17 protein-coding genes are annotated in these 17941 nt (G+C 36.9%); 2 read left to right on the top strand and 15 right to left on the bottom strand.

Annotated features, from left to right (window positions below; translation table 11 throughout):
- Positions 1 to 221 precede the first annotated feature (221 nt).
- Positions 222 to 1553: a hypothetical protein gene (locus tag EWM59_RS22345; protein ID WP_130023478.1), complete on the top strand. Its 1332-nt coding sequence runs from the start codon at positions 222 to 224 to the stop codon at positions 1551 to 1553.
- Between the two features lie 141 nt (positions 1554 to 1694).
- Here the strand turns inward: EWM59_RS22345 and EWM59_RS22350 are convergent, their stop codons facing one another.
- Positions 1695 to 2903: an alpha/beta hydrolase-fold protein gene (locus EWM59_RS22350; protein ID WP_130023479.1), complete on the bottom strand. Its 1209-nt coding sequence runs from the start codon at positions 2901 to 2903 to the stop codon at positions 1695 to 1697.
- Positions 2904 to 3047: 144 nt separating this feature from the next.
- Between EWM59_RS22350 and EWM59_RS22355 the strand changes: the two genes are divergently transcribed.
- On the top strand, positions 3048 to 3947 hold the full coding sequence (locus tag EWM59_RS22355; protein WP_130023480.1) for an alpha/beta fold hydrolase: 900 nt from the start codon (positions 3048 to 3050) through the stop codon (positions 3945 to 3947).
- A gap of 224 nt (positions 3948 to 4171) precedes the next feature.
- Here the strand turns inward: EWM59_RS22355 and EWM59_RS22360 are convergent, their stop codons facing one another.
- The 14 genes from EWM59_RS22360 to EWM59_RS22425 all read right to left on the bottom strand — a co-directional run.
- On the bottom strand, positions 4172 to 4486 hold the full coding sequence (locus tag EWM59_RS22360) for a LytR/AlgR family response regulator transcription factor (RefSeq protein ID WP_130023481.1): 315 nt from the start codon (positions 4484 to 4486) through the stop codon (positions 4172 to 4174).
- 181 nt (positions 4487 to 4667) lie between these two features.
- Entirely contained in the window at positions 4668 to 5870 is a 1203-nt protein-coding gene (locus EWM59_RS22365) for a hypothetical protein (RefSeq protein ID WP_130023482.1), read from the bottom strand.
- Between the two features lies 1 nt (position 5871).
- Entirely contained in the window at positions 5872 to 6432 is a 561-nt protein-coding gene (locus EWM59_RS22370) for an RNA polymerase sigma factor (RefSeq protein ID WP_229239415.1), read from the bottom strand.
- 78 nt (positions 6433 to 6510) lie between these two features.
- Positions 6511 to 6987: a hypothetical protein gene (locus EWM59_RS22375; protein ID WP_130023483.1), complete on the bottom strand. Its 477-nt coding sequence runs from the start codon at positions 6985 to 6987 to the stop codon at positions 6511 to 6513.
- A 385-nt stretch (positions 6988 to 7372) separates the two neighbouring features.
- A complete protein-coding gene (locus EWM59_RS22380; protein ID WP_130023484.1) occupies positions 7373 to 7744 on the bottom strand; it encodes a DUF3244 domain-containing protein in 372 nt (123 codons plus the stop codon).
- Positions 7745 to 8025: 281 nt separating this feature from the next.
- Entirely contained in the window at positions 8026 to 9210 is a 1185-nt protein-coding gene (locus EWM59_RS22385) for an acyltransferase family protein (RefSeq protein ID WP_130023485.1), read from the bottom strand.
- 197 nt (positions 9211 to 9407) lie between these two features.
- A complete protein-coding gene (locus tag EWM59_RS22390) occupies positions 9408 to 10478 on the bottom strand; it encodes an alkaline phosphatase (protein ID WP_130023486.1) in 1071 nt (356 codons plus the stop codon).
- A 286-nt stretch (positions 10479 to 10764) separates the two neighbouring features.
- Complete coding sequence (locus tag EWM59_RS22395) at positions 10765 to 11085, bottom strand: LytR/AlgR family response regulator transcription factor (RefSeq protein WP_130023487.1); 321 nt, start codon at positions 11083 to 11085, stop codon at positions 10765 to 10767.
- Between the two features lie 87 nt (positions 11086 to 11172).
- Positions 11173 to 13899 carry a CHAT domain-containing protein gene (locus EWM59_RS22400; RefSeq protein ID WP_130023488.1) on the bottom strand — a complete coding sequence of 909 codons (2727 nt, stop codon included), beginning with the start codon at positions 13897 to 13899 and terminating at the stop codon, positions 11173 to 11175.
- A gap of 80 nt (positions 13900 to 13979) precedes the next feature.
- Complete coding sequence (locus EWM59_RS22405) at positions 13980 to 14606, bottom strand: hypothetical protein (protein ID WP_130023489.1); 627 nt, start codon at positions 14604 to 14606, stop codon at positions 13980 to 13982.
- Positions 14607 to 15729: 1123 nt separating this feature from the next.
- Positions 15730 to 16437: a hypothetical protein gene (locus EWM59_RS22410; RefSeq protein WP_130023490.1), complete on the bottom strand. Its 708-nt coding sequence runs from the start codon at positions 16435 to 16437 to the stop codon at positions 15730 to 15732.
- 2 nt (positions 16438 to 16439) lie between these two features.
- Entirely contained in the window at positions 16440 to 17021 is a 582-nt protein-coding gene (locus tag EWM59_RS22415) for an RNA polymerase sigma factor (protein WP_130023491.1), read from the bottom strand.
- A 204-nt stretch (positions 17022 to 17225) separates the two neighbouring features.
- Complete coding sequence (locus EWM59_RS22420; RefSeq protein ID WP_130022438.1) at positions 17226 to 17576, bottom strand: hypothetical protein; 351 nt, start codon at positions 17574 to 17576, stop codon at positions 17226 to 17228.
- Positions 17527 to 17941, bottom strand: a 415-nt coding sequence (locus EWM59_RS22425) for a transposase (RefSeq protein WP_165372270.1), incomplete at its 5' end; no start/stop codon positions are given. The genes EWM59_RS22420 and EWM59_RS22425, both read right to left, overlap by 50 nt.

Raw genomic sequence — 17941 nt, forward strand, 5'->3', positions numbered from 1 at the left:
AATCAGGTTATAAAATAGCTAACACATAAAGCCAAAAGCTCTAAATAAAACTGGTAAAAGTGAAATTTGTTTAATGTTTATAGCAAAATGCACTAACCTCTGTTGTAATAACAAGAAATATACCCTCCAGAGGGGATTGCCTCAAGTATTCTCTACTCATTATTTTTAGCCTGTATATAGAAACCCTTTCTTGCTTTATTATTTATTTAATAGCTAATTGTATGAAAACACCCTTTTGGACCTTGTGTATCATTGGTACTCTGTCTTTACAAATCAGTATAGCGCAAACCTCATTGAGCGGCACATGGTATATTAACGGAAAAACTGACCAGAGAGCCAGTATTTCACAAAATGGCAATTCTATAGTTTTCGCCATTAGCGGCTCCAGTAGTAATGGGTATTTTACCAACAATTATACTTTATATGCCAAAGAATGGAATACCTCTGCAGTACTTACCACCGATGGACAGGCCATTTTATGGAATAATCAACTCTGGACAAAAAGCCCTTTTTCGGGGTTTCCGAATATCAGCGGGAGTTGGTCAGTGAATGGACAAGGAGCCTATACCATTGAGCAGGATAATATCTTTTTCTTTATCAATTTTCAGGGTAAAAAAGTAAGTGGCTATTTTACAGGGGCAACTTCTATTTTAGTGCCTGAATGGAATAATACTACTGCCACCCTCTCAGCAAACGGAAGCCAGCTTACATGGAATAATCAGGTATGGACCAAGACAGGCACAAGCGGCCCTGTAGTGGCTGGAGGAATAACAAAAAAACTTTGCAGAGGCGAGCTATCTACTTTTTATTATGCTTCCCAGTCGTTAGGTACTGTATGGGGCAGAGCAGCTACCGAACCAGGACGGTTATCTGCAGAAGCCATTGCCGCTTGTGATGCTGCCCTTGTTCTGCTTAATGCTACTTTAGAAATGATGGGCTGTATTGTGTTTGACAGAAACCGTATTACAGGCCTGAGAAGTATGCTTCCCTCGGCATCTTCTCAGCAGATTGTTCAGCAAACCGAGGGTATTATACGAGACTTACAGGCTGTTGTGCAAAGCCTGCGCCTGAGTTGCGACAATGGGGTCAGTATGCTTTCCTTGTATGTAGGAGGCGTGCATTTAGGGGCTGCACAGGCCTGGGCAAGTAGTCAGCAATGTAGGGCAGTACCCATGCCTGCCAATATTCAGTCGGTAATAGCCAATCATTTAACTACTGCCAGTAATGCTTTAGCTCCTTATGCCCGATGTATCCCGCAATTCAACTTTGGTGGATTTTCTATGGTAACACTGGGGAGTATGAATTCTATATTACCTCATACCCAGATTACAGGTATCGAAACGCAATTGTTATGGGCCATTGCTTTGAGCGATTGTTGTTGTACCTGTTCGCCGGGCCAAACAGTAACTGATGTAGGTCAAGGGTCAGCCTGTGATGCAGAATGTCAGAAATATTGCCAGAGTATAGGTAAACGTTCAGGTAGATATATTGGAAGTGCCCCATGTCTGATGGGCGTTGTAAGCACACCAAGTACTAATTGTAATTGTCAGTAATGATTTAAAAAATATGTGTTTTTCAAATCATTAGTATAGGTAGAGGTTTGTTAATATGCCTATGCTAATGAAAGACTGATATTTTTAATAATTATTGCGTTTAATGGGCGATGATTTGAAAAATCGTGATACAAAAAAGACCTATTTTTTGGTTAACTCTTCTAATTTCTTTCTGATGTCTGGGTGGTCTTTGAGCGTCAGCGTTTTCTTAAATTGTATGATGGCATTAGCGGTATCTTTTTTGGCTACAAAATAATCGCCATAAGAATCATATACATTGAAACTTTCGGGATAATTAGCCACATTCAGCTTGAATAACCCTTCGGCTTTTTTAAACTGGTTTGAACCAAGCGCCTGATATGCCATATTATTGATAGATTCCTCATCGGGCTTTACCTGATAGCCAAATTGCTTAGAAATCAGCTCATAATGTTTCTGGTATTTATCTGCTAAAAGAGGGTTATCATCATAGTCTTTCGTTGTGAGTTTTACGGGATAATAGCTAAAAATAAAACGAAGTGCGTCATACTCAGTTATTAGTGGTACCGAACTATGGTCGTCGGTGTGGTAATATTTACTTTTATAGTTTAGCTGGTTTTGTTTATTGGCTTTCAGATGATTGTTTAATTCGAAAATCGCACGAATATGATTATTATCCGGTAATTTGTCTTTGGCGAGTCTGGCAAGAGTCATTCCGTCAGACATGGTGTTGGCTATGCCTAAGTAAAGAGATACTCCTGCGTATTTGTTAGCGGTCAATGCTTTTTTTGTAGTTTTTAAAAAACGCATCTGAGCCCACCACATACTCGGGTCTATAGCTACATAAGCATTGAATAAATGGGTATGATTAATCAGGGCATTCATTACAGTCAAACCGCCAAAAGAATGCCCAATCAGCATTTTATAAGGTTGGGTAGGATACACCGAATCAATATGTGGTATAAGTTCTTTTTCAATAAATGCCATGAAATTTTCACCCCCACCTGTTGGCTTTGAGGAAGTATTATCCTGTATGGGGGTCAGGTCTCTTCTCCTGTCAGTATTCGGAATCCCAACCACAATCATTTCCGGACAAATGGTATTGCCATTGACACTACTTAGTTGGTGAATCATACCCACAACCGAATAAAAATGTGCATCACCATCTAATAAATAGACAACAGGATACTTTTTTTTGGTAAAAATGTCCGTGTCTTTAGTGGGGGTATAAATCAGAATAGACCGTTCTTCATGCAGTATTTTTGAGTATACCTTATCAATTTTCCCCAAAACGATTTGATTATCTGTCTGGGCATAATTGTCGTTTGAGAACAAACCAATAGTGAGCAGTAAAAGGAATAGTTTTTTCATAAAGGGTCATTAGAGTAAGAAATGTCTGTACTGTAATCAATAAAACCTGTACAACTAATTTTTTAGGTGAAAATTAGGGTATTAAGTTCAGTTTTTAATATCTTTCCAAAGATAAACAGTTTCTCATTCAGCTAAACTCAAAAAATGAAAAACATCCTCAACTTCTTCCTGTTTCTACTCGTATTTACTTCTGATGCTCAGGAAAAATCAGTGAATGTAAACGGAAAGAACTTCGCCGTTTTTACCAAAGGGCTTGAAACCAGAAAACCTAATAGCCCCGTGCTTGTTTTTGAAAATGGTATGGGTGTAGGCATAGGTAGCTGGAATACAGTCATTGACGAATTAGCAAAATCAGCGCCCGTATTTGCTTATAACAGGCAGGGCGTAGAGAAATCGGACAAGATTTATCAGATGCCCACACCCAAGCAAACGGCTGAAAACCTGAAAGCCTTATTAAAGACCATGAATATACCCCCTCCGTATGTAGTAGTAGGTCATTCAATGGGGGGGCTTTATGCCAGAAGTTTTGCAGGGTATTATCCGGATGAAATAGCAGGGCTGGTTTTTGTTGACCCGGCAGATTTTACTGAATCTAAAGACGACTGGAATCAGATTTTCAGAGAAATAGGCGTGCCTGAAAAGCGAATCGATGAAATGATGTATAACCGCCTGTATCAACCTAAACAGGTAGCTTCCCGTTCAGATTCTTTGAATTTCGGACCCTGGAGTGAAAGACAGGAATTAGCCGAATTAAGACGCACAGATTTTGCAGTAATCAAGAATTTGCCTTTACCCAATGTGCCTGTTTACTTTTTTGTGGGTGGGAAATTTGAAGTACCTGTAGCTAACCGTAGCACAGACTATGACCATGAGCGATTTTTTCATGTAAAAAACTCAAAGAATATACAGCGATGGTTGCAATTGATACATTCTTCATCTAAAGGAGGCGCATTAATTTATCTGGCTAATAGCGGGCATTACATTCACCGGGACGATGCCAAGGCAGTGATTGCCAATATCAGGCTATTACTGGAAGGTCTATAAAAAAAGAGGTATCTGAAAAAACATCAAATACCTTTTAATCAATGGTTATTCACTCAATAGTACCAAACCCTTATAAATTTTTTACTTAATAGTAGTTTATGGGTTGAAAATAGTGCTCGTTCAGATAGTCTGAGGAAAGAGAGGAACCCATAATAAGCTTATGAATTCACTCTCTGTAATCCCATTCTTTCTACCACGAAAGCTCTTTATACCGAATAATCAGGTTAAATTCTTCTGAGAAACTGTTTGGTTCGTCTTCTTGAAATACTGATGAGTTCGTCGTTCTCCATTTTAATGGTGAAAGACTCTTTCTGAAAACTTGCTATATAATTGAGATTAATAATAACAGAGCGGTTTGGTCTGAAAAACGAATAGCTATATAACCGTTTTTCGAATATACCCAATGTTCTGGAAGAGAGAATCGTGCTTCCATCATCCATCAGAATATTGGTATAGTTAATGTCTGCCTTGAGCATTAATATTTGACTCGATCTGATGGTTGTGCCTTTGTCAATAGTAATAAGCAAATCGTTGTTCATAGCTTTGCATGTAATATTCAATAGATAATTGATGTTACAAAGCTATGGTATGAGCCAACACAGGGGTTATCTCATTTTCGACTTTCTTTAACTCATTTTGAACATTTTAACTATTAAAACAGGCTGGAAAAGCATAAAAGCAGAAAGTAAGGAAGTTTAGAAGATAAATTCTTTGCGTGAATTACTTTTTTTCCTTTATAGTTAAGCTCCACCGCAATTGTACCCCAATGGTACTGTAATGTAGTTTTTCGGCAGTAAATGCACCGATAGGATATTTGAAAAAAGGCTCAACCGATAATTGGTTTTTACCTAAAGGATAGTGAATACCCAACGAGAAATTAAGGGCTGTGCCTAAACTTATTCTTTGGGCATTACTGCTATTGTTTTTTACTTCTTTGTCAATCACAGTAGTTTTTACTTCCTGCACCTGGCCATTCTCGCTTACTGAAACCAATACAACTGTCCGCTGATTTTCATAGAAAAGCTGAGAGGTCTGGTTAAATGCTCCCATCATAGAAACTCCTGCCTGTGTACTGAAGGCTAATGAACCTTTTTGCCATACACGATAGCGTACATTAAGTGGTACTTCTACATTAAGCCAATGATAATTGGCCTGATTCAACCGAGGCATACCCATAGGAGACGACATAGGAACAGTAGTATTGAGTAAATTAAGATTTTCACGACCTATATAGATACCTGTACTTAACTCTGTTTTGTTACTTAAAGCAATTTCAGTAGTTCCTCTCAATCCGAAATTCTGCTGAGTTACTATATTGGCAGCCTGATTGGCCAGGCCGGCAATGGCAATACTTAGTTGTAGAGGATTGGCTTTCTTTTCGGTGTTTTCTTCTGATTCTTGCTTCGTATAAGGACGCATAAAAGGTCTTTTGGGTCTTATTAAAACTCCCGTAAAAATGTGTGGTTGCAGCAAGTCAGGCTGAAAACGCTTTTCTTCTGTCAAATTATTCAGGCTTAAATTTTCGTCTTTCTTGCCCATATTTAATGCGCTATTTGCTTCAATATTTTTCACAGCATCCGATTTTTCAGTAAGCTGATTCTGTGAATTGACCGGTTTCTGGCTGATAGTTATACTTTCAGTTAAGGTATTTTTGTTGGTTTTAGAATCTTCAATTTTAGACTTATTGTGGGGTTGTTGCCTTGCTCTTACAGTCATATGCTCACCATCTGATTGATTGATTGTATATATTCCCCAACCAAGAGTGAGACTTATGGCTATTCCGGCGGCCATTCTCCAGAAAATAATCACTGGTCTTTTTTTCTTTTTCTTTCTGAATCGCTCAAACTCTTCCCATGCTTCCTCTTGATAAGAAGTTTCATACGCCCTCAGTTTCTCAATGGTTTGTTTATCAATAGGTTCCATTTTACTGCATTGTTCGGTTATGAGTGTTAATCAATACCCTTAATTGTTGTTTGGCGCGTGTCAGATAGGTTCTGCAAGACGAAGCCGGAATGTGCATCATCTGCGCAATTTCATCATGACTATAGCCTTCTATTTCGTATAAGTTAAAAACTACTTTCCACAAAGGAGGTAGCTGATTCAGCAACCGGATAATTTCTTCGGCTGATTCTCTGTCAAAAAAGTTTTCCTGTTGGGAAGACTCTTCAAGGTCGTGGTCGTTATGGTAAAAATGTTTCTTTTCTTTTCTGAAATAATCAATGGCCGTATGAATGATAATTCTTCTTGCCCATGCCCTGAACGACGATAGTTTTTTGTATTCGTAAGGTAACAGATTGAAGATTTTAAGAAAAGCATCGTTGAGTGCTTCTTGCGCCAGGGCTTTGTCGGGCAGATATCTCAGACAAATACCCATAGCAAAACCGAAGAAATGTTTGAATAGCTTTTCCTGCGAAACAGCATTGTGTTGGGCACAGCCCTCAATCCAGGTTTTCTCTTGTGCGGTACAATCAGACAAGCATTCCACAGGTATATGAATAAAAGCTGGTCTTTGTTTGATGAAAGACCAGCAGAAGTAGAAAATTGAACTTTGAAGTTTGATAAATTATCTGTCGCTGACCGAACCATCAGGGTCAACCGAAATATCTTTTACTTTTGAGCCGTTGGCTACATGTACAATTATATCGGTAGTACCAAAGAGTTTCAGCATATCAACTTCTAAAGTAAATTTCTTGGGGTCGGTGCAGGTTTCACCGGGTTTGTCTTCATAGTTTACTACTATTCCTGTCTGCATAGGGTAAGACATCAAAGCAATTCCATTCCATACAATCTTGTAATTGGCTTCGGTACAACCCCCTTCTACTTCAATCTTCATTACATTTCCCTCTCTTGTTACTTTGGTAATTTCAAAAGTAGTTCCGCTGTAAGTTGAGCGGGTACTAAGAATCCGGTTATATTCCTGCTCATTGGTTTGTAGCTTACTATTCTTATCCGGTTCAATTTTGTTATCCTGGCTGCAAGAAAAAGCCAAAACAGCGCATAATAGGGTTACGAGTAACAGGCGGATTTGAAATTTCATCATTTTCATTGTTTTGTGAATGTTTAATGGTTTTTTGATGATAAGTCGTACTGTAATTCTGAAATGCTACAAAGGTTCTGAAAAAACTGATGAATCTTTAAGAAGATACGTATAAAGGTAGAATGGTTGGGAAAGGAGAGGGGGAATTGTGGGAAATCAGGGATATAATAGCAAAGTGCTTGGTACTAATAAGCCGTTTGGGTATAATACATTGAAAAAAATCTATCCTGACATACTGATAGCCAATTGTTGCAAAAAAAATATCCTGTTTCTTGTGACTTTTTAATAGTTATGTAGTCTAAAAAGGTTTTGAGTATTTATATAGTTGAATAAACACAAAAGGCAAAGACCTTTCGACCTTTGCCCTTCTTTCCACTCACACATCCGATTATTTGCTTTTCAATACTGCTACACGGGTTACCTGACTTTCGATATTGAAATCGTAAGATAATTTATCGCTACCTGAAACAACTGCTAAGGTATAGGTGCCATCATCTAAATGCGAAAGGTTTAATACCAATGGTTTATCGGTTTCGCTCAAGTCCTGATAGAAAACATCGCCTTTGGAATTATAAATCTGAACACTTGCGGTACTTTTTTCAACATTGGCGAAAAGAACTTTCAGCCTTAAATTGCTGATATCCTGAACTGAAATTTTTGGATCTGATTTTTTTGCTACAATAGCAGGTGTTTCTGCAGAGGCAAAACTAAAACTAACTGCGAATAAGCTAAGAGCTAAAATTAAGAATGACTTTTTCATTGTTTTATTATTTTAAATGAATGATGATTTTGATTTGTTGAGTCAAAGGTATATGGTATTTTTTTAAGAAAATTACGATGTAGATTAAATCAGGCAGTTTATATGATAAAAGTAGCAATAGTATTGATTTAGCCTTTTGTCGACAAAAAACCGGATAATAATACGAGTTTTTGAAAATATCTCCCTAACTGTTTGACTTATCGACTAAGAAAGGAGATTCATCATAAGAATAGTATTTAACTAATATTAGCTTTGTGAATTTTATAGCTTTTAACCTGTACTCACAGATACTGATTAATTACTTTAATCTTTCGTAATAAAATACTCAATCCCCAACTTAAAGTCAGAGAAATGATGAAAGTTATCAGAAATTTCACAAAAGCAGGCATGTCATAAGTCAATAAAAGAAACTGGATTGAGGTAATAAAAATATAATGGGTCAGATAAATGAGATAAGCGTTTTCGGTCAACGAGTTCCACCATGAAAACGATGTTTGTACGAATTTTCTGAAAGTTGTTAAGAATGCAATGCTACTGAGTGTACATGAAGCAGTATAGATACTAAAATAAATCATCCACCCACTTAAACTGCCTAATTGATTGGTCTTTACCATGTTGGCTAATATTTCTTTTTGTTCAACAATAGTTAGTAAAGTATATGCAGATAAGGCAAGTAAGAGCCAAAGCCACCATTGCCTGATAATAGGTGAAGTAAGCGCAAATAATTGCTGATTAAAATTGGTAGTGCCTATGGAAACCCCAAGCATAAAATAGCCAAAGTAAAGCAGAACTCTACTTAACTGAAAATCAAATGGCCCAAAGCCTGTCCATGTTCCTGCACCTATGTTATAGGCTATTGGTACATAGAGCAACCAGGTGATTACCCACCAGAATATAAAAAACAACACGGGTTTATTCTGAAGCAAAGTAATAAAATGAGCGATGTTTCTACTATTTTTCCTGATGGTAGAGTGTAATAAGGCAAGTAATATATTAAAAACAAACAGCACCCATATAAACCACGGCGGGCCTACAGGCCATTGCTCAACTACAAAGAAATCTTTCACATACGCAATCAGATGAGTATTCTCTTTGGCAAGATAATAAGACGGGAAATAGGCTATTAGCATCAGTAAAGTGCCTAAGCTGATAAAAGGTAAAAACAGGCGGAAAAACCGGTCTTTAATAAAAACAGCTATGCCCTTTTTGTCAATACTTTTAATTAGAAACAGACCTCCTATCAGAAACATCAACGACATAAAGAAGACATCATTGAAATTCTCAAAAATATCAAGCCCTATCCATCTTTTTTTATCTACAACGGCATGCGTTGACCTGATATAAGCTACTTTATCAAATCGGGCAAAGGTAGTGTAGGCCAAACTGGCATGATGTGCCACTACCAATACGGTAAGTGCCGAGCGTAAATAATCAACCCAAAGATTCCGGTTCAGGGCTTTTGCCATACAAAAGGTTATGTTCTTTCATTAATGACACGGTTTTATTAAATGAGTTGCATGAATGGAGCAATAATTGTCCTCATACGTGCTTTTACTACAAAATATCAGCAAGAATTTACCCGTGAATTAATAGAAGAAAAGGGTTATCTCAAAAGCATAGTTTAGATAACCCTTTTCTTCTATCAGTTTAGCCAAACTATTCTTTATTTGAACTTAAACGCCTTTTTCATTTTATGAAAAATATCATTGTTGAAATAGATGCCCGAAAATAGTTCGGCACCCTTGCCATAAGCAAAAACCGGAATCATTACTCCCGTATGACCTTTGGTAGTAAACTTACCGTCTATTATGCCATCTTTAGCCCCATTAATAGAAAAACCGCCTGTTTCATGGTCGGCTGTTACAATTACTAAAGTATTACCATCTTTATCGGCAAAGTCGAAGGCCGCACCAATGGCTTTGTCAAAATCAAGCATTTCGTTCACAATGTACTGTGTCTCATTGGCGTGTCCGCCCCAGTCTATCTGTGAGCCTTCAACCATCAGAAAAAAGCCTTTCTTGTTTTGTTTCAGTATGTTCAGGGCTGTTTGTGCTGAAACTAAAAGCTGGTCTCCTCTGCCTTCTGATATTTTTACCGGATTTTCATCTGCAAGAAAACCCGCCAGTTTGCCAGATGTAACTTTTTGTACCTCTTCAATCGAATTGGCAATCTGATAATTCTTTGCGCGCAACTCTTCAACAAGATTTTTACCATCTTTACGCTGTGCAAAGTGTTTCCGGCCACCACCAATAAAAACATCTATATCTGTTTTAAGAAAATCGGCGGCAATTTCGTCCATCATGGCTCTTGCAGGCTGATGGGCAATAAACGATGAAGGAGTGGCATCGGTAATATTGCAGGTAGCAACCAGTCCGGTGGCCAGCCCTTTTTGCTCGGCAATTTCCAGAATCGTAGTCAGGCTTTTCTTGTCTTTGTCTACACCAATGGCACCATTGTAGGTTTTTTCTCCGGTGGCAAAAGCAGTAGCACCTGCTGCCGAATCTGTGATAAAATTGTTGGTAGCCTGGTTTTTATGAAAGCCTATCACCTTGCTCCGTTCGATATTGAGCGGGAGTTTACTGGCGGCGATTCCGGCAAAGATTTGAGACGTGCCCATACCGTCGCCTATTAATAAAATAATATTTCTGGGGTATTGTATTTTCTTTTGTTTTTGCGCAAAACCAACGATTGAAACGAATAATAGAAGATAAATGAATGATACTGATTTTTTCATTGATTAACATTTTAGATGATGGATTAGATATGAAACATCAGATGATTTCGACTTTACACATTGAAAACTCTTCTGCACAATACCTTAACAAAATTTGTAACCTGTAATGGTTAGAGCCGTAAAAGACGGAAACTAATGCCGCAATAGATAAGAAGTACTGTTATATTTTTATTAAGAAATAGGTAGATGCTGAAAGGGGGAGGGCTACAAATAAGGTTTCAGGGATGGGGAAAACGATAAAAAAGCCACCAGTTAACGAGTACTGATGGCTTTATAAAATATTTAATCAGGCAATAAGGAATTGCTGTTTTTTCAGGTGTTTGATTATCGGTTTTTTTCTGCGAGAAACCAAAACTTCTTTACCGTTTACCATCTGGATGCTTACTTTTTTGCCTTCTTTACGCATGCCAATAATATAATCGGGGTTGAGTAAGAAAGAACGATGTACCCGCAGAAAGTGCCTCAGATTTTCTTTTGCTTCATGGCGTTTAAGGGTGGTAGGTAATATGATTTTTTTTCCGTTAAAAAAATGGTAGATAGTATAATTAACATCGGCTTCCAGATATACTATCTGCATGATGTCTTCAGAGCAGTCAAAATATGTCATTGGGCGTAAAGGTTAATGTTCAGTTAATGAACATTAGTCGTTGAACCCTCTCTTACGTAAACAAAAATGTTTGTTTTTATTACCATATCATTTCCTGTATCTCTTGTGTAAAAATAAGCCAACCCCTATAAGCAAAACACCTGTTAGAATTATAAGCCCTGTATCCGGTTTTTCAACAGGAGTAGTATCTCCTATCAGAATAGAAGATGCCCATAAGGTTGGCAATAAATTACGGTTGTTTGCCTGCATAAATGCTTGCTTTGCTTTTTGCAGAGCAACATCTTTGGGTAGGCCGTCTTTCAGGTACGAATAAAAAAATTCTGTCAGGCTATAGGTTGATTTCTCATCAACACTCCATAAAGTAGTAATCAATGAGGGAATACCTAAAGCAGAAAAACTCCTTGACAAACTAAAAACTCCTTCTCCTTTAATATTTTTCCCCAATCCGGTTTTACAGGCTGATAAAACAATCATTTCGGTCTTGATAGTCTGGGCATGATTAATCTCTGAAACAAATACAGGAGTATCCTGCATATAAAAAACAGGCCCTTTATGGGTGGTATCGGCGTGAGTATATAGTTGCACCAGCCGATAATCAGGAAACTGAGTCATAAATGCATGCTTGGATGCTTCTTTTCCCAGAAGTAAATGGCCACTGAATGTTTTTTCAATATTGGTTAAAGAAGTGGCCGATAGAGGCAGTTTATCAACTGAAAGTGTTCTGGCAAAATTAACGGGAGCTACACCCAGAAAAGATGTCCGATTAAACCATGAGGTTTGTTGATTTTTAGCTTCAATACTCTTTAAAAGAAAATTTGCTGAATAAGCATAGCTGATGGCAAAGGATTGTATCAGGAAGTCTGCTTTCTTTGCTGTACGGCTGAATGCCTCAAAGGGCAAAAAATGGTCGTCGTAAGAAATAATGATTCTCCCTTCCGTTAATGCAAGCGGTTGAATCAGGTGAGTGTATAACTGGTTTGAGAGGATTAAAAAATCAGGGAAAGATTTATTAAGTGAGTCGATATTACTGCAAAAGTTCATAAACCGACTGCTAAGATTTTGTTGGTCTTTGGCTATCTTAATCAGTTTAGTTGTTTCGGGGCTTATTTTCATGGCGTATGTAGCACTATCGCCTACAAAGTAAGTGATAAAAGCCTGATGCTGACTTGTCTGAAGCCATTGCTGCAAGGTGCTTAAATCTTTGAAGTCTTCGTTATATTTGGCTGCATAATAAGCAGGAAATCGTTTTTCTAAATCTTTCTTGAACCCGGTAAACTGGTCTTTAACTTCCGATAGTTTTTTGTAAGTTTCTTTGTAGAGTGCCGAATTTTCGGTTTGTTTTTCGAGTTGGGTCTGCAATTCAAAAATCTGGTCCTGATAATTTTTTTCTTTTAATTTTTCTTGTGTCGATAAAAATTGACGGGCATTATTCTCTTTTAAATCATCTAACAGCAAAATAGCTCTCGATTTTTCCAGAAAATAAAAAGCTTTTTGAGAATCATTGGCTAAACGACAAGCCTCAATGGCTGATTCGTAAAGGCTACGGGAGTGTTCCCGCCAGAAACTCTTGGATTGTTGCCCCTGATGTTCTTGTCGCATCAGGTTCAGTAACTGATCAGCATAAGAGAGGTATTGAATCGAGCGGCTCAATACTTCCGGTTTTTTGTTTTTCTGATAAGCTATCAACAGGCTTTTGCCATAATCTCTCAATATATAAAAAAGCGTTCTTTTACTTCTGATTATACCGAAATTCTGTTTCTTAATATCTAATAAAGGAAACGCCATCAGGGCTTTTTCTAAGGTTTTGATAGCAGAATCTACTTTGTTTTCTTCACGCAGGTTAGTGGCATAATTCAGATAAACTCTACTAAGTTCTACGCTTTTTTTTCCTTGAAGGGCAGTAATGGCTTTGTTGAAAACCCTATCTGCTTCTTTGTATTTATGAAACTCGGTATATAAAATCCCCAGATTATTGTGAATCCGCATGGGGATTAAATAATTAAATCTGAGTTGAATAAAAACCTGCTCCGCTCTCTTCAGATTGGTCTCGGCTAGTTTAAAGTCTTTCAGGTTATAATAGCTGATACCCATATTGGCATAGATATTCCCTTTTAGTTCGCCATCATCATTTTTCGAAATCTGAAAAGATTTCTGGTAAAAGTTCTGTGCTATCTGAAGACTTTCAATCGCTTTTTTCTCATTTTCTAACCTACTGTAAGCGATACCTTTGCTATTATAAATCTGACTCATGAGCTGCAGCAAATGGCTTTGATTAGAGTTTTCGGCAAAACGCTCTGCTTTATTTAAAGAATTGAGCATACTCTCATAATCACCTAATTCTAATTCCAGATCTGAAATTAGTTTCAATGAATAGCCTTTCCAATAGGGGTCAGTAGCATATTGAATGGTTAGTTTATAATATTTAATGGCTTCCAGGTAATTCTGGAAGAGATGATGGTAAGCCCCTGCACCATAGGCGGCATAAGTAAGGCCTAACGGTTTCTGCTTAGCGTAACTTTCCCATTGTTTAAGACTCAACTTAATGTAAGGTAGGGCTTTATGTGCATCATTTTTTAAGTAATAATGGTAGGTGAGATTGCTACAAATATTCCCTCTGGTAGAATCCTGAATTGTTGCACAAGTCAGTGAAGTTTTATATAGGCGCTCTAACTGAGCGATATTCTGATCAAGTGGGAGAGAGGCTGATTTTTTTATAGCTGCCTTGACGCTACTGTCTGATGGACATTGGGCAGATGACTTGTCAGTTAGGCTAAAAACAATAAAAAATAAAAAGAGTATTAAAGTTTTATTCATAAGTAATGAGCTAAGGATAGGTGCTTAACCAGGTTAAGCACCCATTAATTTATTCTATTTTTTTAAAACTACCAAGCATTTTATCTGATTGGTGGTGGAGGTATTTTTGGCCCACCCGTACCAGGATCTGGCTCTCCCTCTAATGCTTCTAAAGCAGAGATCGGTTGTCCCATGATTTTCAGGTTTCTGACCTCGAAATAAGACTTTTGGGGCGGAGTCATAGTATGGTCTATCACTAATCTCAGTTTAAGCTGAGTAACTGCGCCTAAAATATCATAATCGCTGTTGGCCTGCGGCTTAAGTACTACCTGCACATCTGTGCTTTCATTGCTGTCGTAAGTAAGCACGGGCACAATAATGTCATAAAGATTCTTACTGTTAGGCGTGCTGCTTACAAGCGTTGAGTCTCCGAAAACCTGATAATTCAACCAGAAATCATTGTGTGCGTTGTGGATACAAATGAAGGCGTTGTCGCCTTGATTGATGAATAGTTTTACATTGGCCACAATAGCAATATCAGTAAAACCATCAGTATAAGTCAGATTATCTAAGGCATTGATGAGTGGCGAAGTAAGTGTATAACTTACCATTGGGTTTTCCTGATCAGAAATTTTGATGGTATCGCCGTCTAACGAAACAGCATCTTTAAATAGCTCCTGGCCTTCTATTTTCCAGTCTGCAAAATTGGCACTCCAGATTTCTTCCATTTTTTACGAAATTTTGGGTTTTTTGATTAATATTTGAGGTAATTAGTCACATATCCCTTCGAAAAGGGCAAAAGCATAGCCTTAGCTGGCTTATGGGCAGCTATCAGATTTTAACAGGTGTAGTACATCAAAGGGAATTTTTAGTACACAGCTTTTTACCGGAGATTTGATTACTGTTTCATTGTGCGAGATTTGGTTTTATGATTAATAATTGATTGAAAACTTCATAGAATCCTTATGAAAAGACATAGCACGGCCTTGTCTGAAAAATAAATGCTTATCAGATTTCAAATTGGTATTCACATGAAAGTAACTTTTAGTACAAAGCGTTTGCGGGTTTTAACTCATACTTATGAGGTATTTGATTCTGGTTATTATGTTGTGTGAAATTCTCTGTAAATGCAAAGCAATAGCCCCATCTGATTTAATCAGCTGTCATATATGCTTATTGATAAGGCGTATTTATTAAAAAAATGACAATAGGGCTTTGTTTGTCAGGAATACTATTCCTGACAAAACAATTGTTTTTATAACCCTTTAATCTTAGAAATAAGAATTGATAAGGCAATGCCCTGTTTGATTTTCACAGAGGGAAAAGACAGCTATACTCCTCTCTGGAATAGAATTTAGTCACAGCAATATATCTATTGGGATATACGAATCAGTCTATACGCAAAATATACGATTGCCTTAATGAACAGGTACTTTTAAGAGACTCTAATAGGTAAACAGCATCTTTTCAGGTTAATCCGCAAATTTTAAGTTTATAAAAATAGCGTTACAAATAATTGTATTTTTAATATGGTTTTTAGTCACAGCTACGCAGTTGTTTCTGTTTGAGCAACGCAATAACCCTTCAAACGCTTTTTCTAAAGCATCAGTCCGGATTATTACGAAACCAATTTTGTTTGGTTATAGAAATTATCGCAAAAGCTGTTAAGGAGTCTTTTTTACGACCCAGAGGTTTAATTTTAATAATTCAGCAATCTGGTTAAGGCTTTTCTGCCTGTTTGATTTAGTCAATTTAGCAAATAGTCATTTAAGGATTCATGAGAACTTATTTTCCTATTTTAACTGTTAGTCGCTGTTTAATAAAATAGGTAAACAAAAAATCTGATTTTTTTTATAAGCTCCATTTTTCTATTTCCTGCCAGCCTTCTGTTTTTTCGTTACGTACTTTTTCAAGGAGTTTTTTTGCTTCGGTGAGGTCATTATTCTGATTGCGTTGCAGAAGGGTAAGGGCATAATAAAACGTACCCGGATTTGATTGTAGATTCTGTTTCTGTAGTGTTGCAAAGTGTTCAAGTGCCAGCGAATATTTTTGTAGACGTAAGTAGGAGATACCAGCATATTTCAGGGCTTCAGGATTATTGTACTCTGCCAGGCTATCAAAAATAGCCGCCGCTTTTGTTAATTGCCCCTCGTTGAAAAGCGAAATAGCCTTTTTAAAAGTATCTTTATCTGCCGACATGGTGGTACTTAAAGTCGAAAAATTTTCTTTTATGTATGCATCGGCCAATTCTGTGAGTTTCGGTTCTGACAAGTACCACCAACTCAGTATAGTAATACAAATAACTATGATGGCTGCAATAGAGTATTTTACAGCAGCAGTAGCCATTACCGGCATTTTATGTTTTTTTCTTAATTCTTCAAATTCTGCTTTGCGTTTGGCTCGTTGTAGTTGTGTAAAACCATATTTAGTTTTTACATAGAGTGCAACAGTTTCGGCAAAAGCCTGATTGGTTTTACACCTTGTTTCAAACGCCTGACGCTCAGGTTCAGAAAGTTCATTATTAAAAAAGCTTTCAATTAAAGCTAATTCATTTTCCATGACTAATAAGTTTTTCTAAGTTTATCAATGCATCTCATACGACTCACCTTTACTACATCAACAGAGCTATAAGTGAGCATATCAAGAATTTCCTTATCAGAGTACCCGTTGGCCCATAATAATAATAATTCTTTGCATTTTTTACCTACGGCATCAAGCCTTTGTAACAAAGTTGTTTCCTCTTCCTGTTCAATTATTTGCTGAATAATACTTTGGGTATCATCGCCCATTAAATACATTATTTCAGAAAGTAAAACGGTGTCAAAAGTTGGCGCTGCCCTGTTTGTCGCTTTTTTTCTGATAAGGGAAACACATTGGTTTGAAAAAATTTGATAAATATAAGTTTTTAAAGAAGCACGCCCTTCAAACCGACGACCGAGAATGTGGTCAATGACACTTAATATGGTGTCTGAATAAACAGAAGCAGATTCATGTTCTTCAATTTGATGTTTCCTGACACCCTCTTTGATAAAGTACAGATACTTTTCGTAGAGTATATTTTCGCATTTTTGTCTTTCTCTTCCACCTTTTAAAATCCCCTCAATTATTTCAGAGTCAGCATCATTGTGTAAAAATTGAAACATAATGTCGGGTATTTAATGCTTATAAAATGGCTAAACGTGATTTTTTCGGTCTAAACTAAGCGATAATTGCCGATAAATCCAATCAGTTTCTAATATTTAAAGGCTTGGGTACTTATAGGCTTGATACCTAAATAGCAGTTTTTTTAACTAACTGTTTTCTGAACGAATAGTTTAATGGGCAAAATTATATCTACATATATACTACTATACAATTTGGATTATTGAATATTTTTTTTTCTTAATAAAGGACAAATATTTGTTCAAATCAAACCAGCTAATTATACAATTACTAATAGCTTGCAATCCATTTCTAAAAATAGAGACGGCAGGATATTTATCTCCATTTTTGTATTTTATTGTTCTAATTTTTTGCACTTTTTGTTGAATAATTCCTTCCCTTATTGCTAAAATATAGGCGACAACTACTAAGCTAATCATCAAACGGATTTTTTTCAAATCAGTTAATGACATATCCTCTAAGTTAAATCCATTAGTCTTCATATGCTTAAATCGGACCGCCGAAGCGGCAATATTCAATTTTCCAACGTTTTGCATACTGTTTTCCGATTCTTTTTTTATTTAAAACATTGGTAATCAAATAGATAATAGGCTCACCTTTATTATCAGAACGCCACATCTCAATTCTGTATTTTTGTCCACAAACAGTAAAAATAGCCTGAGAATAGCCTTTTCTTGTTGCTTTCATCTCTAATTCCTCATAACTGTAGCCACTATCTTCGATTGGTTTACGATACATCCCCTTACGTAAGCGGATAACAAAATTTAACTCAAAGGCAAGCAAATGGCTAAACCATTCTTTTCCTATAAACTCTCTATCGGCTATCAATAGTTTGCCATGCAAATCTATGAGTACAAATGCCTTACGAATGAAATTGATACGATCCTTTTCTGATAATACA

The sequence above is a fragment of the Emticicia agri genome, from assembly GCF_004168285.1.
In the GTDB taxonomy this organism is placed as follows: Bacteria; Bacteroidota; Bacteroidia; order Cytophagales; family Spirosomataceae; genus Emticicia; species Emticicia agri.